Source organism: Streptomyces griseus subsp. griseus, assembly GCF_000720255.1.
Lineage (GTDB): Bacteria > Actinomycetota > Actinomycetes > Streptomycetales > Streptomycetaceae > Streptomyces > Streptomyces griseus_I.
Map to the genome: position 1 here is coordinate 30,503 of NZ_JOJE01000030.1, position 22,029 is coordinate 52,531.

The window sequence follows — 22,029 nt, forward strand, 5'->3', positions numbered from 1 at the left end:
GTGCAACTAGTTGCACAATGCTGTGCGGGTCCTCTACAACGGAGGGCACCACACCCCGCACGGAGGGCCCGATGAGCCGTTACCCCCACCTGCTGAGCCCGCTCGACCTGGGCTTCACCACGCTGCCCAACCGCGTCCTCATGGGCTCCATGCACGTAGGCCTGGAAGAGGCCGAGCGCGGCTTCGAGCGCATGGCGGAGTTCTACGCCGCCCGGGCCCGCGGGGGAGTGGGCCTCATCGTCACCGGCGGCATCGCCCCCAACGACGAGGGACGCCCCGGCGAGGGTGGAGCGAAACTCACCACCGACGCCGAGGCCGGGCAGCACCGTCTGATCACCGACGCCGTGCACCGCGAGGGCGGCCGCATCGCGATGCAGCTCCTGCACTTCGGCCGCTACGCCTACCACCGCGACCTCGTCGCCCCGAGCCCCCTCCAGGCGCCGATCAGCCCCTTCGTGCCCCGAGAGCTCACCGAGGCCGACATCGAGCGCACCATCGACGACTACGCCCGCGCCGCCCGCCTCGCCCGGCAGGCCGGCTACGACGGTGTGGAGATCATGGGCTCCGAGGGCTACCTCATCAACGAGTTCATCGCCCGGCAGACCAACCACCGCACGGACCGCTGGGGCGGAACGTACGAGAACCGCATGCGCTTCCCCGTCGAGATCGTCCGGCGGGTGCGCGAGGCGGTCGGCGAGGACTTCATCGTCATCTACCGGCTGTCCATGCTGGATCTGGTGCCCGGAGGCTCCTCGCTGGACGAGGTGATCACCCTCGCGAAGGCCGTGGAGGCCGCCGGGGCGACGATCATCAACACCGGCATCGGCTGGCACGAGGCCCGCATCCCCACCATCGCGACCTCCGTGCCGCGCGGCGCCTACACCTGGGTCACCAAGAAGCTCATGGGCGCGGTGTCCGTCCCGCTGGTCACCACCAACCGCATCAACACCCCGGAAGTGGCCGAGCAGTTGCTCGCCGACGGCTGCGCGGACATGGTGTCGATGGCCCGCCCGATGCTCGCCGACCCCGACTTCGTGAACAAGGCCGCCGCGGGCACGCCCGACGCCATCAACACCTGTATCGGCTGCAACCAGGCCTGCCTCGACCACACCTTCAGCGGCCGGATCACCTCCTGCCTGGTCAACCCGCGCGCCTGCCACGAGACCGAGCTGGTCCTCTCCCCGACCCGGCTGCGCAAGCGCGTCGCGGTCGTCGGCGCGGGCCCGGCCGGCCTCGCCTGCTCCGTGAGCGCCGCCGAACGTGGCCACGACGTCACACTCTTCGACGCCGCGAGCGAGATCGGCGGCCAGCTCAATGTCGCCCGCAAGGTCCCCGGCAAGCAGGAGTTCGACGAGACGCTGCGCTACTTCCGCCACCAGCTCGACGCCCACGGCGTGGACGTACGCCTGAACACGCCCGTCACCGCCGAGGACCTCTCCGACTTCGACGAGGTCGTCGTCGCCACCGGAGTCACCCCCCGCACCCCCGACATCCCGGGCGTCGACCACCCCCGCGTCCTCGGCTACCTGGACGTCCTGCGCGACGGCGCACCCGTCGGCGACCGGGTCGCGATCCTCGGCGCGGGCGGCATCGGTTTCGACGTCGCCGAGTACCTCACCGACGGCGACGACAAGGCGAGCGAGGACCCGCGGACGTACTTCCGGCACTGGGGCGTCGACATGGACTACAAGGCGCCAGGCGGCCTGGCCGCCCCCGAGCGCCCGGCCCCGCCCCGCACCGTCCATCTCCTCCAGCGCAAGGAGACCAAGGTCGGTGCGGGCCTCGGCAAGACCACCGGCTGGATCCACCGCACCGAGCTCAAGCACCGCGGCGTCACCATGGTCCCGGGCGTGCGCTACGACCGCATCGACGACGCCGGTCTGCACATCACCGTCGGTGAGGAGTCCACCGTCCTGGAGGTCGACACCATCGTGCTGTGCACCGGACAGGAGCCGCGTCGGGACCTGTACGAGGAGCTGGTGGCCGCCGGCACGAAGGCGCACCTCATCGGCGGTGCGGACGTGGCCGCCGAACTGGACGCCAAGCGGGCCGTCAAGCAGGGCACCGAGGTCGCGGCCGCCCTCTAGCCCTCCAGAGCCGTCCCTAGGATGACCCCATGTCACTCCCGCACGCGATCCTCATCGCCCTGCTCGAGAAGCCTTCGTCGGGGCTGGATCTGACCCGCCGGTTCGACAAGTCGATCGGCTACTTCTGGTCGGCGACGCACCAGCAGATCTATCGCGAGCTGGGAAGGCTGGAGGCCGAGGGCCACATCCGGGCCCTGCCGAGCGAACAGCCGGCCCGCGGACAGAAGAAGGCCTACGAGGTCCTGCCCGCGGGCCGCGCCGAACTGGCGCGGTGGACGGCGGCGTCCCAGGACCCCAAGCCGCACCGTGACGCGCTGCTGCTCAGGCTGCGCGCCGCGGCCGTCGTCGGCACCGCGGGTCTCGAGGCCGACCTGCGCCGCCACCTGGAGCTGCACCGGCTGCAGCTGGCCGAGTACGAGGAGATCGAGAAGCGCGACTTCCCGCCCGGCCAGCGCGGCGCGCAGGCCAGGCTCCAGCACTTGGTCCTGCGCGCGGGCATCGAACTGGAGACCTTCTGGATCCAGTGGCTCACCGAGGCGCTGGCCGAACTGTCCGTGGTGGCGGAGCGGCACGACTCGGCGTGACCTCGGGCGGTGCTCGAAGCGGTACTAGAGGCGGTACGGCTTCGAGCGGCGGCGCAGGAACCAGGCCGTCGCGACGACTCCGGTGCCCACCAGGATGCCGCCCGCCGTAAGGGTGAGCGGGCCGTAGTCCCGGCTGGAACCGCCTAGACCGCCCATGACACCGCGCGAGGGCGAGGCCGTCGCCGTTGCTGTCGCTGTCGCTGTCGCGGAGATCGTGGGCCGTGACGGTGGGGCGACGATGACGGACTGGGTGCCCGCGGTGCCCCCGTTGGAGCACATCACGATCACCGTGTAGGTGCCGGGGCCCACGTTCGACCAGGCCGCGGACTGGCTGACGCTCGTGCCCGACAGTGCCACCTGGCGCCCTTGGGCGAAGTTCGCCTGCGAGCCGGTGAGCAGGGACGCGGTGCCCCAGCTGCCGTTGATCTGGGAGCACGCGCCGGTCACCACCGAGATCGTGGACCCGGTCGTGCTCACGGAGATCCCGGACTGGGCGGCGGCCGGTCCGGCGGACAGGGCGAGCGGCAGCGCGGCGGCGGCTGCGACGGTCAGGCCGGCGCGCAGGAGAGGATGAGTAGTGCGCATGGAGTGTCCTCCGGCGGCACGGTTGGCGGTACATCCCTTGCGCCGCCGGGGGTCGGGAACGCCCGTGCTGCCTCAGAGGCAGCCAACGCGTCCCCGCCCCGCCCCGCACGCGGAGCACCGCCGGTCAGGTGACGGATACCCCCGGATTCCTACGAACGGCCGATGCCCGCGCGCGTGTCATGCGTGGCTGGGGTTGGTGCCCTCGCGCGTCACGCCGGTCGGTGTCGCCCCTCGTGACGGCGTGTTGGGTGGACCAGGCGCCCCAGGTACCGTCCGGAAGCCTGGCTCTGAGACGTACCGAGTGCTCCACGCCGGGCTCCGGCCCACGTGGAAGCTGTGGGAGACACTCGCGGGGGTGCCGTCCCGCCCCGCACCAGTGAGGTCGCCGGACGCCCGTCGAGCTCGATGCCGTACTCCGTGACCACGCCGTCCACCCGCGGCGGCTCCCAGGACAGGTCGACGTAGAACGCACCGTCGGCGCGGTGGGCGCCGGCGCGGAAGTCCCCGGGTGCGGTGTCGCGGCCGTCGGCGGAGCATCAAGAGGCCGGCGCAACCGGGACCGCAGGTTCCAGGAGTCCGGGGGAGTTACGTATGCTGAATCTCCTCACGGCCGAACTCAGCGCGAGCGATGGTGAGTTCGTGCCGGTGGCGCGGACCGCTGTCGTCGCTGATCCCGCGCCGGCGTGGGCGGCCGGGAGGCCGGAGCCGGGACAGGCTCGGGCCCCCGCCCCCTGTCGGGCCGTCAGAAGCGTTCACGTACGGCTGTACGGCCTATCGGAATGGCCACAGGGACGCAGCAACGCCGGATTGTGTCAACGGTCCGTCACAATCTGCCCATGAGCGGGCTCTTGAACGTTCCAGTCCCTTCGCTGCCCCTGGCCGCGACGGGGCTCCTCCTGCTGGCCCAGGCCGGACAGCCCGTCGCGTCCCACTTCCCTCACGAGCCGGTGGCACGCCACGAAAGGACCGTGGCGGCCGCCGACCTGCTGGCCAAGGTGCGTGGCTGCGTCCCCATCTCCCGCAGGTACTACCGCAGTGACGCCGGCGCGCCCGCCCGCATCCCGGTCTGCGGCACCGAGGGCGCCGTGTTCTGGACGGCCGACCTGGACATCGACTGCGACGGGCGCCCCGGTGCGCACTGCAACCGCAGGACGGACCCGTGGTTCTCGCGCGCCACCGCCTATCAGCAGTCCGACGGACGCCCGTTGAGCGCCGAGACGCTGCCGTACATCGTCGTACCCGCCCCGAGCTCGCGCTGGAAACCTCGCGAACACGGGGTGCGCGGCGGCTCCGTCGCGGCCGTCGTCCACGGAGACCGGGTGCAGTACGCCGTCGTCGGCGACGCCGGGCCGGCCGACCTCATCGGCGAAGCGTCGTACGCCACGGCAGCGGGGCTCGGTCTCCCCACCGACCCGCGCAGGGGCGGAGCACCCTCGGGCGTCACCTACATCGTCTTCAAGAACTCCAGGGCGACTCCGATCGAGGACCACGCCGCCGCGGTCGAGACGGGGGAGCGGCTGGCGCGGCGCTTCGCGGGGACGGCCGTGCGCCGGGCCAGGACTGACGGCCGGTGAGGTCGGGGCCGTGGGGGAGGAGCGGTGGCATGGGTGAATCCCACCGGGCCGGGCCCGCCGTGAGCCTCCGCTCCTCACACCTTCCGGTAGCTGTAGGCCTCCGCGGCCGCCGCCTCCACCGCGGCCAGGTCGGCTCCGGTCGCCGCTGTGACGACCGCTGCCACCGCGCCCTCGACGAACGGGGCGTCCACCAGGCGGGTGCGGGCGGGCAGCTCGTCGCCCTCCGCGAGGAGAGCCTTCACGGTGAGGACGGCGCTGCCGAGGTCGGTGAGGACGGCGACGCCGGCGCCGCGGTCGACCGACGCGGCGGCCGCCGCGATCAGCTCCGCGCTGGTGCCGAGCCCGCCCCCCTCGGTGCCGCCGGCCGGGGCCACGGGCACCTCCGTGCCGCCGCCGGCGAGCCCGCGGGCGAGCTCGGCCACCGAGGCGGCCACCTCGGCGCTGTGCGACACGAGCACGATCCCGACCAGCTTGTCCTCACTCACCGTTCGCCTCCGCGAGGGCCGCGATCAGCAGCGCCGAGGAGGTCGCGCCCGGGTCCTGATGCCCGATGCTGCGCTCCCCGAGGTAGCTCGCCCGGCCCTTGCGGGCCTGCAAGGGAGTCGTGGCGACGGCGCCCTCCTCGGCGGCGGTCCGGGCCGCGGTGAAGCCGTCGCCGAGTGCGTCGACGGCCGGCACCAATGCGTCGATCATGGTCTTGTCGCCGGGAGCGGCGCCCCCGAGGGTCATCACGGCGTCCACCCCGGCCCGCAGTGCCTCGACGAGCTGCTCCGCGCCCACCTCGGCGGCGTCCCCGAGCGCCTTGCCGGTACGGCGCAACAGGGTGCCGTAGAGCGGACCGGACGCCCCGCCGACGGTCGAGATGAGCTGCCGTCCCGCCAGGGTCAGTACGGCACCGGGAGTCGCGGGCGGCTCCTTCTCCAGGGCTGCGGTCACGGCGGTGAAGCCGCGCTGCAGGTTGGTGCCGTGGTCGGCGTCACCGATGGGGGAGTCGAGGGCGGTGAGCCGTTCCGCCTCGCGGTTCACGGACGCGGCGGTCGCCGTCATCCAACGGCGGAAGAACTCGGCGTCGAGCACTGGATCTCCTTGCGTGGTGGATACGTCGGGGTCGGTCTCCGGCCGTTCTCCGCCGGTCACATGCCCCAGCGCAGGCCCGGCGTACTGACCGGCGCGTCCCACAGCCGCAGCAGCTCCTCGTCGATCTGGCACAAGGTGACCGAGGCGCCGGCCATGTCGAGGGAGGTCACGTAGTTGCCGACCAGCGTACGGGCGACGGCGACTCCGCGGTCGGCGAGCACGCGCTGCACCTCGGCGTTGAAGCCGTACAGCTCCAGCAGCGGTGTGGCGCCCATGCCGTTCACCAGGACGAGGACGGGGTTGCTCGGGGTGAGGTCCTCCAGGAGGGCCTGCACGGCGAAGTCCGCGATCTCGCCGGAGGTCATCATCGGCCGCCGCTCCCGGCCCGGCTCACCGTGGATCCCGATGCCCAGCTCCAGCTCCCCCGGCGGCAGGTCGAAGGTGGGACTGCCCTTGGCGGGAGTCGTACAGGCACTGAGCGCCACGCCGAAGCTGCGGGAGTTCTCGTTGACCTGCCGGGCGATGGACTGCACGCGCTCCAGCGGCTGCCCCTCGTCGGCGGCGGCACCGGCGATCTTCTCCACGAACAGGGTCGCGCCGGTACCGCGCCGACCGGCCGTGTAGAGGCTGTCGGTGACCGCCACGTCGTCGTTGACGAGAACCTTCGCGACCTGGATGCCCTCGTCCTCGGCGAGTTCGGCCGCCATGTCGAAGTTGAGCACGTCCCCCGTGTAGTTCTTCACGATGAACAGCACACCCGCTCCGCTGTCCACGGCGGCGGCCGCGCGCAGCATCTGGTCGGGCACGGGCGATGTGAACACCTCACCAGGGCAGGCAGCGGACAGCATGCCGGGGCCGACGAAACCGCCGTGCAGCGGCTCATGCCCCGAACCGCCACCCGAGACCAGGCCCACCTTCCCCGCGACGGGCGCGTCCCGCCGTACGACCACGCGGTTCTCGACATCCACCGTCAGCTCGGGATGAGCCGCGGCCAGGCCCCGCAGCGCGTCCGCGACCACGGTCTCCGCGACGTTGATGAGCATCCTCATGAGGAACCTCCTGGGAGACTGGCCAGATGACTCTCTGACCTTCAGCTTTGCAGTTCGGGGTGGGCTTGGCCAGTTATCGATCTTGGTGGTCCGGTCGCGGTCCGAGGCGGTTCCGGCGGCACTGCTGCTGACACTGTCCAGTATCTCTTCATGACCGACGGAGCCGAAGCCCTTGAGTCCTTTCCGTCTCCATGATGCGCAGTCACTCGACAGCGATGCGCAGTTTCTGGCACGCGTTGTTCAGCCGAGCGAAACGCCTGTGCGGCTCTCCAGAGCCTGGATGAGGTGCGCCTGGAACTGTTCGTCCCGCGCGGCGGGATGTGGGTCGTGTGCCTGCCGGTGGTACCAGTAGCCGCCGGTGTCCGGGGCCACGTCGTCGCCGGTGGCGAGCCACACCTGTGTCCGGTGCCCGGCGGCCAGGTCGTCCGGCGCGCCCGCACCGCCCATGCGCGTGGGGACCCACCCGGGGTCGACCGCATGGCTGGACGTCCCTTCCCATCGTTGCGCGAGGGCGAGCGCGAGGGTGGTGACCCACAGCTTGCTGTCGTCGTAGGAAGCGGTGCCGGCGGCCAGCCGTCGCAGGTCGGTGGAGCCGGTGCGGTGCATGGAGCTGCTGAGGTGGACGAGCCTCGCCGGCTTGTCCATCAAGGCCGTCAACATGTAGGGCGCGACCGTGTTGACGGTGACCACTTCCGGGCGGTGCATGACGCCGGCGTTGTGGATGACGGCGTCGAAACGGCCGTAGTCGGCGGCCTGCCGGGCAACGCCACGGATGTCGTCGAGCTCGGCCAGGTCACCGGTGACCACGCCCTTCCACCGGACGGTGTCTTCCCCGTCGATCAGCCGGGCCGGGCTGCGGACGTGGATGACCACGTCGTGCCCCTCGTCGGCCAACGCGTTCGCCGTGTCCCGCCCTAGCCCGCTGGACGCCCCGGTGACCAGTACCAGTGCCATGTCGTCATCTCCTGTCGCTGGGTCGTGGGTGCGGTGACGCCCCACCGGGCATTCCCCCTGAGTCTGCCTCGGCAGGGAGGAGGCCGGCCCAGAGGCGAAACCGGGTCAGAGGGTGAGGAGGATTTTGGTGGCGCGGCGCTCGTCCATGGCCCTGTAGCCCTCCGCGGCCTCGTCCAGCGGCAGGGTGAGGTCGAAGACCTTGCCCGGGTCGATCCTGCGGTCCCAGATGAGCTGGATCGGCTCGGGCAGGAACCGGCGCACCGGAGCCGGGCAGCCCTCGGTGTGGATGCCGGCGAAGAACAGGTCGACACCCTTGAGCGTGACGTCGTAGGCGGCGCCGACGAAGCCCATGTGCCCGCCCGGGCGGGTGGCGCCTATGGCCCGCATGGTCGGACTCCTCCGTCCCGACGGCCTCGACCACCGAGTGCGCGCCGAGGCCGCCCGTGAGCTCCTTGATCTTCGCCACGCCCGCGTCACCGCGCTCCTCGACGATGTCGGTCGCGCCGTAGAACCGGGCCGGCTCCTGCCGCTCGGGGTGGCGGGACATCGCGATGATCAGCTCCGCACCCAGCTGCTTGGCGGCCAGGACGGCCATCAGGCCGACCGCGCCGTCGCCGACGACCGCGACGGTCTTGCCTGAGCCGGCCGCGGCTGCCACCGCCCCGCACCAGCCGGTGCCGAGCACGTCGGAGGCGGCCAGCAGCGAGGGAATCAGCTGTCGTCGGCGACCTCACCCTGGCCTGAGCGGCCTGGCCATGGCCGCCGAACCCGGACTCACACTGACCGTCTACACCGCCGAACCCGGTACACCCTCCGGAGAGGCCCTGCGCCTGTTGGCCGCTTGGACAGCCCCGCAGTAGGACACCACCGCCTCTTCCGTCCGGCCGCCGAACGCTCCGCCGAACTGATCGCGACGGCACCGCGCGGCCGCCCGCGGGACGTGTACGTCGAACCGCACCTCAGTGGTGGTGGCCGCGCCGGCCGAGGGTCTCCACGGGGGTGGCACCGGGGCGGGTCCACTGGGGTACGGGGCGGCTGGTCGGGCCCCAGGTGGCGTTCCCGTCCGCGTCCGAGCGCCAGTACCAGCAGGCCTGGCGGCCCTCGGACGGGTGCCCCTCGCGGACATCACCGAGCACGGGCCGGCCCTCGGGGTGGTCCTCCCACGCCTCGCCGCGGCCGTAGGGCGTCATGTCGAGCAGGCCGAGGGACCCGTTGACCCGCTCGTTGCCACGGCCCGTCGTGGCGTAGGTGAGGAACACGCGGTCGCCGTCGCGCAGGAAGCAGGCGAGGTAACCCATCTCGCCGCCGGCCGGCCCCTCGACGCCCCGCACCGAGTACCAGGGCTGGGTGTAGCCCATGAACTCGACGTAGGAGGCCACCTCGTCCCACCGGCCCGTGGTCAGGACGGCGAGCGACACGCCGCGGGCGTTGAGGTAGACGGCGTCCTTCAGGTGCCAGGCCGTGGTGGTGCAGCCCTCGCACTGCCCCTGGTGCGGCGCGCCGTCGTACCACATGTGCTTGTAGACCACGAGCTCGTCGCGGCCCTGGAACAGCTCCAGGAAGGGGATGGGGCCGTCGGGTCCGACGACCTCGACCGTCCCGTCGAACTCCACCATCGGCAGCCGTCGGCGGGCCGCGGCGATGGCGTCGCCCTCGCGGGTGTGGGCCTTCTCGCGAACCAGGAGTTCGTCACGGGCGGTCTGCCAGGTGGCCGGGTCGACGACGGGCGGGCGGCCGGACAGCGCGGTGGTCGGGTCGTCGGGTGCGGTCGTCATGGTGTCCTCCGTGGTGTCTCGTGCGGGGCGGCGTCGTACGCCGTCCTGCGCCGTCCTATGACGGTCACCGGAACAGACTCGCGATCCGGCCGGAACTCATCGCGGCGGGTCGTCTGCTTCCGCGAGACCGGCGGCATGTTTCACCCATGGTCAACTTCGAGTGGAAATCGGAGTTTCTTCCTCTGGTCCCGGTCGTGGGCCCTAGGCTTGCGCTTTCTGATGTGCGCTGTACGGACGCACCCGGGGGATGTCGTGGATGTGCCGACGCTGTTGCTGTTGGGAGCGGCGGGGGGTGTGCTGCGGGCACTGGTGGACGTGTACGCCCGGTTGCAGGACTGGCAGGCGGATCGCCGGGCGTATCGGCGGTTACCGCCCGGACAGCAAGGGGATGAACAGCCTCGGTTCGGGCAGTACTTCGATCCACTTGCCGATCCGGTCGCAGGAGTGCTGCACACGGTGATGGGGGCGGGGGCCGTGTGGGCGATGGGTGCGGGCGGGCAGATCACGGGAGCGTACGCCGCGCTTGTCATCGGGATGTCGGCACCGGTGATCCTCATGCAACTCTGCCGCATCCCTTCCTTGAACGACGCCTTGACGGGACAGTCCCCGGAGCCGGCACCCACCGCGTCACCGCCTCACTCCGGAGCTCCGCCACCAGCAACCGCAATTCAGTGGCCGGCGGCCCCTGCCGAACTCCAGCAGGGTTCCGCCGACGCCCCGGGTGCAACCGGGGAGGAGGGGGCGTCCCCAGTTGTTGCGAGAGGCCAGGTGGCCCGCCGCTCCGGGGGCGTCGACGGCCCCCCGTCCGTGCGGCGGCCGCACGCCGACACCAGGCCGGTGGCCGCACCCGACGAGGCGAGCCGCAGTGTCAGCGGCCGTGAGATGGCGGCGAGGCACACCGAACCGGTGACTGAGGAGGAGGGGTCGGCATGACGGGGCTGCCACCCACGCTGGAGCAGCAGCGTGAGCTTCCGCTGGGACGTCGCGTGTTGGCTTCGCTCATCGGCATCCGGGTCCGACCGTACGTGTCCGCCTCCCGCTCCCCGCGTGCCGGGACGCAGGCCGTGGAGACCGGGCGCGGGCGGCGACCGGTCGCGATGAGCCGGTGGGAAGGGACTCAGAAAATCCTGGTCGTCGTGCTCGTCGTGGGCGTTGTCTATCTGCTCGCCCAACTGCTCGGGGCCGACGAGTGGAACCGTCCGTGGCAGCTCGTGCTGTCCGTGCTGTGCGGTGGCACCGCGCTGATCGTGCAGTTCCTGGTGTCCTTCGCGAAACAGATGGAGGTGGTGGAGACTTCGCTCGACAAGCGGTTCGCCGACATGAACACGGCGACCAAACTCTTCAGCGAGGTGGAGAAGCTACGCGGCGACGGTGTCCCCAGGCTCGCCGAGCACACCACGAAGGTCGTCACCGTCGGCCCGGGCATCCTTCATGGTTTCGCCCTCGCGGAGATCGACCGCCTCGCCGCGCAGATGGAGGACCTCACCAACCTCAGCACCGAGTGCCCCGGCGAGAACCACGACTGGCTCATGACACTCACCAGGTGCGCCAGAAACAGCATCGACTCCATCAACACCAGCCCCGCCGACGAAGTTTTCTGGAACACCGAAGCGGCCGGCCGCTATCTGACGGCCCAGCGTGAGGCGATCACCGAGCGTGGGATCAGGATCAGGCGGCTGTTCGTTGTCAGCCGCAGGGACGAGTTGGCCGCCATCGATCCGTTGCGTGCCGAGCAGCAGGCCCTGGGTGTCGACGTCCGAGTGGTCGCTCTGGAGACGCTCCCACTCCACTACCGTCGCGGCCGGATGATCGACTTCATCGTCTTCGACGGGGCGCTGTCCTACGAGCTCCACCCCGACCAGCTCGGCGTAATCTCCTCGACCAGGATCAACGCGCGCGCACACGAGGTCCAGCCCCTGATCCGGCGGTTCGATCAACTCTGGGAAGCGGCGCAGGCAGATACCCCCGACACCGCTTTCAACAGCGCGCGGGCACGGACCGGCAGCGCCTTCCCGGACGTCGGTACGTAAGGAACCGATGGTGTGGTGTCGGCCCGCCCCGTCGCCGTCCTGGCAAGATGGCGGTATGGAACGTGTGCTTGGGATCGGCGGGTACTTCATGCGGGCCGCCGATCCGGTGGCCCTGAGCGCGTGGTACCGCGATTGTCTGGGTCTGGACGCCGATGAGAACGGCCTGTGGCGTCAGGAAGCCGGGCCGACGGTGTTCGCGACGTTCGAGAACGAGACCGACTACTTCGGGTCCCGCGCCCAGCGAACCATGCTCAACTTCCGGGTCCGCGACCTGGAGGCGATGCTCGCGCAATTGCGCGCCAGGGGCGCGGACGTGGTCGAGGAAACGCAGGACATGGACGGGGTCGGCCGATTCGGCTGGGTCACCGATCCCGAGGGCAATCGGATCGAGCTGTGGCAGCCCGCCTGACCACGTCTTCCCGGACCGCCGAACGCACCGCCCGGCCATGTTCGGCTCGCGCTACGAGTTCGACATCCTCGACGAATACGGCGATATGCCGGACAGGTACGCGGTGAGGGCGAGGAGCGCGGCCAGAGCGATGAGAGCGCAGACGGCGCCCCGGCCGAGCTGGACGTAGGCGCGGGTGCCGAGCCATGACCCGGCGCTGCCGCCGAGGAACGCGCAGGTCATGTAGCCGGTGTTCAGACGGCTGCGGGCCTCGGGCCGCAGCGCGAAGATGCGGGCCTGGTTGGTGACCTGGGCGCACTGCACCGCCACGTCCAGCAGGAGCAGTCCCACGGCCGGCGCCACGACGGTGACGGCCGGGCGGCCCGCGGCCGCGACCCGGGCGATGACCTCACTCCGGCACCAGGACCCGTGCCAGTGGCCGTGCGGGAAGAGCAGCGGGGTCGAAGCAGCGGGCATGATGGCTTGCTTGCGTCCGTCGTGCAGAGATGTGGAGGATTTGACCGGGTCCGGCACAGCGCGTCCCAAGGCAATTCCGCCACATGGAAGAACTCAGACGGTGGCCTGGGGTTGTGCCGGGCCGAGGTAGTGCACGGTGGTCTGTTCGGCGTGCGGTGAGAGCAGGTCCTGGAGTTCCTCCGCCGCGACCTCGAGGAGATCGCCGTCACGCGTGGCCTGGAGGGTTTCGAGGGCGAAGACGACGTGTGCGGAGTCCTCGGTGACGCGGGTGCGGTGGGCGTCGCGGTGGTTCCAGTGGCGGGTCAGGACCCCGCCTGCGTCGGCGTAGATGATCTCGCCGGGCTTGGGGTGCTCGACGGTGTCGGGCTCGCCGAGCGGCGTGAAGGACTCGGTGCCGTCCGCGTGGCGGATGTCGACGTTCCCGGCGACCTGGTCCAGGTCGAAGGCGCCGGCGGGCAGGCCGTGACGGACGGAGACGGCGTTGTAGGAGTCGACGGCCGGGTTGATGCGCGGCAGCGTCCCCTTCTTGGCGAGGCGGCGGCCGAGTGCGTCGACGCTGGGGCGGATGCGGCGGGGGTTGGTGCCGAAGGAGCGGTAGGCGGTGTGCCAGGCCTCGATGCGCGGGTCGGTCTCGCCGGCGGGGTACCAGGTGTCGTCGGCGAGCTGTCGCTCCAGCTCCTCCAGGGCCGCGGTGGTGCGGGGCCAGGACTCCCGGCCGCGCAGGCCGGTTGCGGTGACCAGGGCGATGAGGGTGTCGGGGAAGGCGTCTGCGACGGCGGGGGAGAGGCGAAAGGTGGTCATGAGCGTGGTTTCCGTTTTCTGCGTCGGGTGGCGCTGGTGGGGCGGCGAGGGCGGGGACTCGTCGGGGCTCGGGCCGCCGGGGCCGCCGGGCCGTCGGGCCGTCGGGACTTGGGCCGTCGGGGCGGGGGGCTCGGCGGCGTCAGGGCTCGTTCAGGTCAGGGCGAGGAGGCTGACGGCGACGGCGGCGGTGCCCAGGCCGATGAGCTGGCCGCGGTGGATGCGTTCGGCAAGAACGCCGCGCGCTAGGAGGACGGTGCCTGCCGGGTAGAGCGCGGTGATCACGGCGACCACGGCGAGGTCCCCACTGCGGGCGGCCAGCAGGAACAGCAGGTTCGCCACGGAGTCCAGCGCGCCCGCGGCCGCCGACATCGCGTACGCCGGCCGCTCGGAGCCCAGCCGACGGTGCATCAGCCCTGCCGCCGCCAGAGTGACCGCCGACGACACCGAGCGGCCGATGATCAGCGGGGCCACTCCGCTGTCGGACGGCGCCTGGTGCAGGAAGACCAGCTGAAGGGCGATGGCGGCGCCCGCACCGAACGCCAGCAGCAGCGCGGTACGCGAGGGACGCGCCGAGCCGACGCCATGTCCGGCGCTGATCAGCACCACCGCCGCCAGCGCGAGCGGCAGCCCCACCAGTCCCGCGGCGGCCGGCTGCTCGCCCTGGAGCAGACCCACACCGACGGGCAGCGCGGCGGACACCAGCGCGGTCACGGGAGAGAGCACGTTCATCGGACCGATCGCCAGGGTGCGGTAGAGCATGGCGAACGCGGCGGCCGAGGCGACCCCCGACGCGGCACCCCAGCCGAGGGTCGCGGTGCTGAACGAGGCGCCGAGCACCGGCCACAGCAGCAGTTCCACCGCGAGGCTGGCGGGGGCCGCGATCAGTACGGTTCGCAGTACGTGGGCCTTGCGGGCACCCAGGCCGCCGAGGAAGTCGGCGCATCCGTAGGCGAGTGAGCTGCCCAGGGCCAGCAGCAGAACGGTCACGGCACATCCCTTACTATGCAATGGAACGACTGAACCGTACAACAGAACGACCGACGGATGTCAACCAAACGACCGTGCGGTGCATTCAAATGGTCTTGCCGCGAGGATGGTGATCAGGTGGCCGAGACAGCCGCAGCCCTGCGGACGGTCGCGCACAACGTCCGGGCGGCGCGCCTCCGCGCGGGCCTGTCCCTGGAGGAACTCAGCCGGCGTGCCCAGGTCAGCAAGGGGGCCCTGGTAGGACTTGAGAAGGCCCAGGGCAACCCCAACCTCGCCACCCTGGTCCGGCTGGCCGACACCCTCGGCATCTCGGTGTCCGCCCTGATGCAGGGCCCGCCCGAAGGGCGCGTACGAGTGGTGGACGCCGGCTCCGTGGCACCGCTGTGGACCGGGGAACGGGGCAGCGAGGCCCGGCTCATGCTGACGACCTCAGGGCCGTCCCCGGTCGAGGTCTGGCGCTGGCGACTGGAACCGGACGAGGAGTACCCCAGCCACCCCCACCAGGCCGGAGTCGTGGAAACCGTCAGCGTCACGGCCGGCCGGATGAACCTGGTCGTCGACGGCACCGAGCACACCGTCGAAGCCGGCCAGACCGCCACGTTCGACGGCGACACCCCGCACATCTACCGTGGCGCGGGCACCACGACCTGCCACCTGATCATGACGGTTCACGTGCCGCCCGGTCCCGTTTCGACTGCCTGACCGGGCCGCGCAAGGGGCCGGTCACTGGCCCACCCCCGTCCCGAACGGCCCGTCGCACTGCCGAGTTGTGGCTGCGACGTCTTCTGGGAGGACGTTCGGATCCACGGCTGAGGCGATGGCGTGCGCACGCCGGTACGGTCGAGCACGTCGCGCCGGAAGCGGTCGGCGGCCTTGTCGCCGTGGCACGGGGAGTCGCCGCGGCCTCGGGGTCGCCGTGCGGTGATCCCGAGGCCGCGGTGCGCGTGATGCGTGTGCTGCTCGGTCGTGGTGTCGACGGCCGAGAGGGTTCTCACTCGTGGGGGTGGAGGACGACCTTGGTGTAGCCCTCGATCCGCTTGTCGAACTTCTCGTATGCCGTCGGCGCCTGGTCGAGCGGCAGCTCGTGGGAGACGACGAAGCTGGGCTGCGCACGGCCCTCGATGATCAGATCACGCAGGTGACGGTTGTAGCGCTTGACGTTGCACTGTCCCGTCCCCATACGCAGTCCCTTTTCGAACATGCGCCCGATGGAGACCATCAGCATGCCCTGCTTGGCCGACTCGTCCGGTCCGCCGGGGTCCCGCGGAACATACAGACCCGGTATGCCCAGAGCACCCGTCGGCCGGACCGTCTCGACCAGCGAGTTCAGAACGGTCGCCGGCTCCTCGCGATCCTCGCCGCGCGCCTGGGCCTGGTAGCCGACGGCGTCGATGCCCTTGTCCGTACCCTCGCCCGCGGTCTGCTCACGGATCTGCTCCACCGGGTTGCCCTCGGCGAAGTTGATCGGCACGGCGCCGATCTCCTCGGCCTTCTGCAACCGCTCGGTCACCCGGTCGACCACGAACACCTTGCTCGCCCCGCGCACCATCGCCGAGTAGGCGGCCATCAGCCCTACCGGGCCTCCGCCGTAGACGGCGACCGTGTCACCGGGACGTACGTCGGCCAGTTCGTTGCCGTGGTAACCGGTGGGGAAGATGTCGGCGAGCAGGACGAAGTCGGTCTCCTTCTCGGTGCCCTCGGGCAACTTCAGGCAGTTGAAGTCGGCGTAGGGCACCCGTACGTACTCCGCCTGGCCTCCGACAAAGGGGCCCATGGCCACGTAGCCGTAGGCCCCGCCGGCGAAGCCCGGGTTCACGGTCACGCAGAAGCCGGTGAACCCCGCCGTACAGTTCTTGCAGAAACCGCACGCCACGTTGAACGGCATGACGACCCGGTCTCCTCGGCTGAGCGACGTGACGCCCTCAGCGACCTCCTCGATGACCCCCAGGTTCTCGTGGCCGAAGACGATCCCCGGCTCGGCGGCGGTGCGGCCCTCATACATGTGCAGGTCGGAGCCGCATATGGCGGTGGACGTGACACGTACGATCACGTCGTTCGGGTGCTGGATGCGAGGATCCTCCACTTGCTCGATCGCTACCTCGAACGGTCCCTTGTACACGACGGCCCTCATTGTCGAGCACCTCCACTCTGTGTGCTTGCTCGATCACTTGCGGGAACGGCGGCTCCGGGGAGCTCGGCCTTCGTTCGGGGAAAATCCTTGATCCCCGCAGCTCGTCACGTTTTCTGTGGAACTCCTCACACTCCAGAGTGGTCCATGGTGCGATGATTTGCACGTAGGCACTGCAAAGTCTTGTTTCCGTATGTATCGGATTCGGAAGGATCAAGAACCTTGAAACAGCGTTTCGGCGTGCTGCTCGTCCCGGTGTCCGGCCTGTCCGGAACCAGCTACCCGGTGGGGACCCAGGTCGCCATCCGAGGCACCGGGGGCTCCGTCGACGGCTTCGTCGACGGGGACTGGCTGCCGCTCGCCTGGTGGGAGTTCGCGGACACCCAGCCGGAGGACATGCCCCGCACGTGACCGCTCAGCGGGACAACTCCTTGGTGATGCGGTCCAGCATGAAGGCGGACGAATCCCGCGCGCGCTCCTCCCAGGCGAAGACGCAGGCCGTCGCGACGCCGTCGAAGTCCAGCTCTCGCAGCGTGCCGAAGAAAGCGTCCCAGCCGACTTCGCCGTGCCCGATGTCCAGGTGCTGATGGACACGGGCGGTGGTGCCGGGCGGGTTGAGGATGTAGCGCAGGCCGCCGGCCCCCTTGTGATTGAAGGAGTCCGCGATGTGCACGTGCTGGAGCCTGCCGCCCGCGTAGCGCATCATCGCCGCGATGCCCGCGCCGACCTCCGCGGCACCCGACAGGTGGAAACTGTGCGGGGGCGCAGTAGAGGTAGTTCACCCAGGGCTTGTTGGTCGCCCGGACGAGGTCGACGGCCTGGGCGTTCTCCTCGCAGAAGTCGTCCGGGTGCGCCTCGAGGTTGAGTGCGATGCCCTCACGCTCGAAGAGCGGCAGCGACTCCTCCAGCGAACGCCAGAACGCCGCCTCGCTCTCGGCCGCGCGCTCGGGGCGGCCGTTGAACTCCGAGTTCATCAGCGGACACCCGAGGTCCGCGGTGATCTCGATCATCCGCTTCCCAATAGCGGACGGCGGCCCGCCGCTCGGTCTCGTCGGGCGAGGACCACTTGTACAAGGACAGGACGGCGGAGAGCTGCCCGCCGTGCGCGCGCAGGGAGTTCTTGAGCTGCGCCACGCGCTCGTCGTCCGCCCGCGGATGCGGGAAGAACGGCATGAAGTCGGCGCGGGGTGGCAACTCGATTTACCCGTAACCGAGTTCGGCGACCGTGCGCACCATGTCGTCGATCGGCAGGGCGCGGAACATGTACGGGTCGAGGGCGATTTTCATGCGGTGCCTCCGTAGAAGACCGGGCGGGGCTTCATGTCGACGGTGATGACGGTGCCGTCGGAGTCCAGGGAGCGGACGGCGGCGTCGGTGATGACGGTGGCGGCGTAACCGTCCCAGGCGGACGGACCGGTGAGCTCGCCGCCGGTCGCGACGGAGTCGATCCACTCCCGGAACTCGGTGTCGAAGGCCTCGGCGAACCGGCCCTTCCAGTCCTGGAGGACGGCGGTGCCGTGCCGGCCGGCGGTACGGACTCCCACGGCGGGCGGGTCGGGCAGCCGGACCAGGCCCTCCTCGCCGACGGTCTCGCACTGGATGTCGTAGCCGTACTGGCAGTTGACGAAGACCTCGAGGTCGATACGGGCACCGCTCGCCGTATCGAAGTACATGATCCGGGGGTCCTTGAGGTGGGCGAACCGCTTGCCGGTGGCCCGCGGGGTGATCACCTGGGCGGAGACGATCTCGTCGTCGAGCAGCCGGCGCAGGACGTCGATCTCATGGACTGCCGTGTCCTGCGCGGCCATCGCGGAGGTGTAGACGTCCGGCACGGTCGGGTCGCGGTGGGCGCAGTGCACGATCAGCGGAGTACCGACCGCGCCGGAGGCGATGACCTCCTTCATCTGCCGGTAGCCGGGGCCGAAGCGGCGCATGAAGCCGACCTGCACGAGGCGGCGGCCGTGGGCGCGCTCGGTCTCCACGATGCGCTGACAGTCCTCGGCCGTGGTGGCCGGCGGCTTCTGGCACTACACCGGCTTGCCGACCGCGATGGCGTTCAGGACGTGCTCGGCGTGGGTGGGGCCCCAGGAGGTGACGAGGACGGCGTTCACCTCGGGGGAGGAGATCAGCTCGGCGCCGGACGGCAGCGCCACCGCGCCCACCCGCGCGGCCACGTCGACCGCGCGGGCCTGGTCGATGTCGGTCACCGCGGTGACAGCCGCCCCGGTGACGACCTCGGTCAGGCGCCGGATGTGGTCCTGGCCGATCATTCCGGCGCCGATGACGCCTACACGTACGGTGATGGTCGAGTCCTTGGACGGAGGTCAGGAGAAGCGCGCCCGGAGTTCGGCTTCGAGGGATTCGAGGGTGCGGCCCTTGGTCTCGGGGACGTAGCGCTTGACGAAGGTGAGGGAGACGACTCCCGCCACCACGAAGAGGAAGAAGGTGTTGGAGATCCCGATCCCGTCCACCAGGGACGGGAACACCAGACCGATCACGAAGTTGGTCAGCCACAGCGCCACGGCTGCCACACCCATACCGAAGCCGCGCATCCGCATCGGGAAGATCTCCGACAGCATCAGCCAGGTCACCGGCGAGATCGCGCCCTGCTGGAAGGCGAGGAAGGTGACGGTCATGGCGAGCACCGCGTAGGCCCGGCCGTCCCCGGTGGGCAGCACCAGGGAGAAGACACCGATGAGCAACAGAGCCGCCGTGGTTCCGATCTGACCTGTCATCAGCATCGGCCGCCGGTTGACGCGGCCCAGCAGCCAGATACCGACGAAGGTGGCCAGCACCGAGATCACGCCGTTGGCGATGTTCGCCGTCAGGGCGCTGTCGGCGGCGAAGCCGGCGTCGGTGAGGATCTGGGTGCCGTAGTACATGATCGTGTTGACGCCGGTGATCTGCTGCACGATCGCGATGCCGAAGCCGACGTACATCAGCTTGCGCACCCACGGCGTGGACCTCATCTCCTGCCGGCCGCCGAGCTTCTCCCGCTCGTCCTTGACGGCGAGTGCGGAGACCTCGCTCAGCTCGGCCTCGGCCCGCTGCCGCGACCGGACCTGCCTCAGTACTTCCAGCGCCTCGCCGAAGCGGCTCCGCGAGGCCAGCCAGCGCGGGCTCTCCGGCACGACCAGCATGCCGAACCACAGCACCACGGCCGGCATCGTGGCGATCACCAGCATCCAGCGCCAGATCCCACCGGACCCACCGCCCACCCGGGCGATGATCGCGTTGCAGGTGAAGGCGAGCAACTGGCCGCTGACGATCATGAGTTCATTGCGGGTGACGAGTGCGCCGCGTCGTTCGGCGGGCGAGACCTCGGCCAGATACACCGGCACGGTCACCGAGGCGCCGCCCACCGCGAGGCCGAGCACGAACCGGGCGACGACCATGACCGCGGTGGTCGGCGCGAGCGTGCAGCCCAGCGCGCCCACGAAGAACAGCACCGCGAGGCTGAGGATGGTACGGCGCCGGCCGCGGGCGTCCGACAACCGACCGCCGACGACCGCGCCCAGGGCGGCACCGAGCAGGAGCGAACTGGTGACCATGCCCTCGGTGACGGGGGTCAGACCGAGATCGTCGGTCATGTAGGGCAGGGCGCCGTTGATGACACCGGTGTCGTAGCCGAAGAGCAGTCCGCCGAAGGTGGCGACGACCGTGATGACCCGCAGCCGCCGGGATACGGCGGGCGGCGGGGCGTCGGTCGTGAAGGCGGGGGCCTGAGCCGCGTCGTCCCTGACGTCCATGGCCGTCCTCCTAACGGTTGGTGGTGGGGCGTCGGGTCCCGGTCAGGTTGCATCCGGCCGTGACCGCTCCGGGGTTGTCGACCCGGGTGTCCACGACCCGGCTCACCTTGTCGGACAGCACGTTGTCAGGCCCTTCGTTCGTTGGGGGCGGCGGCCGCCTGGCGGAGCTCGTGCCCCACCCGTCGGCACCCAGCCCATGTCGTATGCCGCGAGGTCTCCGGGTAAAACACCCGCGGCGGACGTCGCCGCCAGGGCGGGCGTCTCGCGGGCGCTGGTCTCGACCATCTTCCGCACCCAGCCCGGCGCGAGTCAGGCGACCCGGGACCGGGTCCTGCGCGCCGCCGACGAGATCGGCCACCACCCGGACAGCGCTGCCCGACTGCTCGCCCGGGATCGCAGCCGCACGCTCGGTGTGATGGTCACCGTGCACCAGACCTTCAGCGCGTTCCCTTCGCCGCGAAAGAGGCTACGGCGTCCACGTTGTCCGCTGGAGAAGCCGGCGGTGGTGTCAGGACGTTCCGACCAGAGGCCGTCGGCCCGGATGCTTCACGGAACGCTCACAGAGTCCCACCAAAGCTTTATGTTTCAAGCGTTACGCTCCCTGCCAGACCGAGTGGCCTAGGGCTGCCCACCCGCCGCGGGCGCTCGCTTCCCCCACCTGGTACAGGAGATTCGGCGTGCGTGACGGCGACGTAGTGGTGATCGGCGGCGGTTATGCGGGTGTCCGTCTGGCGAAACGGCTGGACGCAACGGCCCGGGTCACACTGGTGGACCGCAAGGAGGTCTTCTTCCATCGCATCGCCTCCCTGCGGGCCGGCGTCCACCCGGAGTGGTCGGTGACCCCCTTCATCCCTTACGACCGGCTGTTGCGCAACGGCCGCGTGGTGACGGGCAAGGTGGTCCGTATCGACACCGCCGAGCGGCAGGTGGCGCTGGCCACGGGGGAGCGGCTGCCGTACGACGTGGTGGTGATCGCCACCGGTGCCGACTATCCCGAACCGGCCCGCTTCACCGGGACCACCACCGAGGAGGCGGTGAAGTCGTTCGCCGGGCACCAGCAGAGGATCGGCGGCGCCGACCACGTCCTCGTCGTCGGCGGCGGGCCCTCCGGCGTCGAGCTGAGCGCCGAGATCCGCCTCGCCCGTCCGCAGGCCAGGGTCACGCTCGCGCACGCGGGGCCCTCGCTGCTCCACGCCACGGGCAGCGAGCGGGCCGGGCGCAGGGCGCGCGCCTGGCTGGAGTCGCACGGCGTCGAGGTCCGGCTCGACTCCTTCATGTCACCCGGCAACGACTTCGGCACCTACCGCGACGCCCAGGGCAACATCATCGAGGCCGACCTCTCCTTCTGGGCGACCGGCACCACTCCCAACACGCTCTGGCTGCGCCTGGCCGGGCACGGCGACTGGCTGAACCCGTCCGGGCACGTCAAGGTCGACCGTACGCTCCGCGTCGACGGCCGACCGGACGTCTTCGCGGTCGGTGACGTGAACGACGCCACCGAGCTCAAGATCACGCCCGCCGCGCTGGCCCAGGCGGACCTCGCCGCATGGAACATCCGCGCCCACCTGAACAGTTCGGGCAGGCATCGCAAGGAGCCCCGCCTCTACCGGCCCATGCACCGCACCCCGCTCATCGTGCCGTTCGGCCCGGCCGACGGACTGACCATGCTGCCGGTCCCGGGCGGCGACACGGCGGTCCTCGGCAGCCGCACGTCCGTCCTGGCCAAGGCGAAGACACTCATGACGCCGTACATGCGACGCCAACTGGGGTACGCCGGTGCCTGA

Annotated in this window: 19 protein-coding genes and 5 pseudogenes; 10 read left to right on the forward strand and 14 right to left on the reverse strand. The window is 70.6% G+C overall.

The window, feature by feature from the left end:
• Positions 1-71: 71 nt before the first annotated feature.
• Positions 72-2,087, forward strand: a complete 2,016-nt coding sequence (locus IG99_RS31160) for an NADPH-dependent 2,4-dienoyl-CoA reductase (RefSeq protein ID WP_037679837.1) — start codon at positions 72-74, stop codon at positions 2,085-2,087.
• Positions 2,088-2,116: 29 nt separating this feature from the next.
• A complete protein-coding gene (locus IG99_RS31165; protein ID WP_037679838.1) occupies positions 2,117-2,671 on the forward strand; it encodes a PadR family transcriptional regulator in 555 nt (184 codons plus the stop codon).
• Positions 2,672-2,695: 24 nt separating this feature from the next.
• Here IG99_RS31165 and IG99_RS31170 read toward each other — a convergent pair whose 3' ends face one another.
• The gene (locus tag IG99_RS31170) at positions 2,696-3,256 is read right to left on the reverse strand and encodes a hypothetical protein (protein ID WP_037679840.1); all 561 of its coding nucleotides are present in this window, start codon (positions 3,254-3,256) and stop codon (positions 2,696-2,698) included.
• Positions 3,257-4,092: 836 nt separating this feature from the next.
• Between IG99_RS31170 and IG99_RS31175 the strand changes: the two genes are divergently transcribed.
• Positions 4,093-4,830 (forward strand): glycoside hydrolase family 75 protein, encoded by a 738-nt coding sequence (locus tag IG99_RS31175; protein WP_051866101.1) that lies wholly within the window; start codon positions 4,093-4,095, stop codon positions 4,828-4,830.
• Between the two features lie 74 nt (positions 4,831-4,904).
• On the opposite strand, the gene IG99_RS31180 is transcribed toward IG99_RS31175, so the two are convergent.
• The 5 genes and pseudogenes from IG99_RS31180 to IG99_RS31200 all read right to left on the reverse strand — a co-directional run.
• Positions 4,905-5,315, reverse strand: coding sequence for a PTS-dependent dihydroxyacetone kinase phosphotransferase subunit DhaM (locus IG99_RS31180; RefSeq protein ID WP_037679842.1), 411 nt, complete (start codon positions 5,313-5,315; stop codon positions 4,905-4,907).
• Complete coding sequence (dhaL, locus tag IG99_RS31185; protein ID WP_037679844.1) at positions 5,308-5,907, reverse strand: dihydroxyacetone kinase subunit DhaL; 600 nt, start codon at positions 5,905-5,907, stop codon at positions 5,308-5,310. The genes IG99_RS31180 and dhaL overlap by 8 nt, the downstream gene beginning before the upstream one ends.
• A 56-nt stretch (positions 5,908-5,963) precedes the next feature.
• Entirely contained in the window at positions 5,964-6,956 is a 993-nt protein-coding gene (gene dhaK, locus IG99_RS31190; protein WP_037679846.1) for a dihydroxyacetone kinase subunit DhaK, read from the reverse strand.
• Between the two features lie 240 nt (positions 6,957-7,196).
• Complete coding sequence (locus IG99_RS31195; RefSeq protein ID WP_037679847.1) at positions 7,197-7,910, reverse strand: SDR family NAD(P)-dependent oxidoreductase; 714 nt, start codon at positions 7,908-7,910, stop codon at positions 7,197-7,199.
• Positions 7,911-8,015: 105 nt separating this feature from the next.
• A pseudogene (locus IG99_RS31200) lies at positions 8,016-8,625 on the reverse strand (zinc-binding dehydrogenase); the annotation flags it as partial.
• Between the two features lie 5 nt (positions 8,626-8,630).
• Here IG99_RS31200 and IG99_RS50635 point away from each other — a divergent pair.
• Positions 8,631-8,770 (forward strand): annotated as a pseudogene (locus IG99_RS50635) (MmyB family transcriptional regulator); the annotation flags it as partial.
• A gap of 99 nt (positions 8,771-8,869) precedes the next feature.
• On the opposite strand, the gene IG99_RS31205 reads toward IG99_RS50635, so the two are convergent.
• Positions 8,870-9,685, reverse strand: coding sequence for a DUF899 family protein (locus IG99_RS31205; RefSeq protein WP_037679848.1), 816 nt, complete (start codon positions 9,683-9,685; stop codon positions 8,870-8,872).
• A 929-nt stretch (positions 9,686-10,614) separates the two neighbouring features.
• On the opposite strand from IG99_RS31205, the gene IG99_RS31215 reads away from it, so the two are divergent.
• Positions 10,615-11,715: a DUF6879 family protein gene (locus tag IG99_RS31215; RefSeq protein WP_063768355.1), complete on the forward strand. Its 1,101-nt coding sequence runs from the start codon at positions 10,615-10,617 to the stop codon at positions 11,713-11,715.
• A gap of 55 nt (positions 11,716-11,770) precedes the next feature.
• Positions 11,771-12,124, forward strand: a complete 354-nt coding sequence (locus IG99_RS31220) for a VOC family protein (RefSeq protein ID WP_037679849.1) — start codon at positions 11,771-11,773, stop codon at positions 12,122-12,124.
• 51 nt (positions 12,125-12,175) lie between these two features.
• Here the strand turns inward: IG99_RS31220 and IG99_RS31225 are convergent, their stop codons facing one another.
• The 3 genes from IG99_RS31225 to IG99_RS31235 form a co-directional block, all read right to left on the reverse strand.
• Positions 12,176-12,580: a hypothetical protein gene (locus IG99_RS31225; protein WP_037679850.1), complete on the reverse strand. Its 405-nt coding sequence runs from the start codon at positions 12,578-12,580 to the stop codon at positions 12,176-12,178.
• 93 nt (positions 12,581-12,673) lie between these two features.
• Positions 12,674-13,381 carry a B3/B4 domain-containing protein gene (locus tag IG99_RS31230; protein ID WP_037679851.1) on the reverse strand — a complete coding sequence of 236 codons (708 nt, stop codon included), beginning with the start codon at positions 13,379-13,381 and terminating at the stop codon, positions 12,674-12,676.
• A 150-nt stretch (positions 13,382-13,531) separates the two neighbouring features.
• Entirely contained in the window at positions 13,532-14,368 is an 837-nt protein-coding gene (locus tag IG99_RS31235; RefSeq protein ID WP_037679852.1) for an EamA family transporter, read from the reverse strand.
• A 117-nt stretch (positions 14,369-14,485) separates the two neighbouring features.
• Here IG99_RS31235 and IG99_RS31240 point away from each other — a divergent pair, with 117 nt between their 5' ends.
• Complete coding sequence (locus IG99_RS31240) at positions 14,486-15,070, forward strand: helix-turn-helix domain-containing protein (RefSeq protein ID WP_037679853.1); 585 nt, start codon at positions 14,486-14,488, stop codon at positions 15,068-15,070.
• A 289-nt stretch (positions 15,071-15,359) separates the two neighbouring features.
• On the opposite strand, the gene IG99_RS31245 is transcribed toward IG99_RS31240, so the two are convergent.
• Positions 15,360-16,499, reverse strand: a complete 1,140-nt coding sequence (locus tag IG99_RS31245; RefSeq protein WP_037679854.1) for a glutathione-independent formaldehyde dehydrogenase — start codon at positions 16,497-16,499, stop codon at positions 15,360-15,362.
• 219 nt (positions 16,500-16,718) lie between these two features.
• On the opposite strand from IG99_RS31245, the gene IG99_RS31250 reads away from it, so the two are divergent.
• The gene (locus IG99_RS31250; protein ID WP_037679855.1) at positions 16,719-16,907 is read left to right on the forward strand and encodes a hypothetical protein; all 189 of its coding nucleotides are present in this window, start codon (positions 16,719-16,721) and stop codon (positions 16,905-16,907) included.
• A gap of 4 nt (positions 16,908-16,911) precedes the next feature.
• Here IG99_RS31250 and IG99_RS31255 read toward each other — a convergent pair.
• The 3 genes and pseudogenes from IG99_RS31255 to IG99_RS31265 form a co-directional block, all read right to left on the reverse strand.
• Positions 16,912-17,783 (reverse strand): annotated as a pseudogene (locus IG99_RS31255) (sugar phosphate isomerase/epimerase family protein).
• A pseudogene (locus IG99_RS31260) lies at positions 17,780-18,799 on the reverse strand (Gfo/Idh/MocA family oxidoreductase). The pseudogenes IG99_RS31255 and IG99_RS31260 overlap by 4 nt, the downstream one beginning before the upstream one ends.
• 21 nt (positions 18,800-18,820) lie before the next feature.
• Entirely contained in the window at positions 18,821-20,245 is a 1,425-nt protein-coding gene (locus tag IG99_RS31265) for a sugar porter family MFS transporter (protein WP_037679856.1), read from the reverse strand.
• 196 nt (positions 20,246-20,441) lie between these two features.
• Between IG99_RS31265 and IG99_RS46260 the strand changes: the two are divergent.
• Both IG99_RS46260 and IG99_RS31275 read left to right on the forward strand, forming a co-directional pair.
• Positions 20,442-20,684, forward strand: a pseudogene (locus tag IG99_RS46260) (LacI family DNA-binding transcriptional regulator); the annotation flags it as partial.
• 238 nt (positions 20,685-20,922) lie between these two features.
• A complete protein-coding gene (locus IG99_RS31275; protein ID WP_037679858.1) occupies positions 20,923-22,029 on the forward strand; it encodes an NAD(P)/FAD-dependent oxidoreductase in 1,107 nt (368 codons plus the stop codon).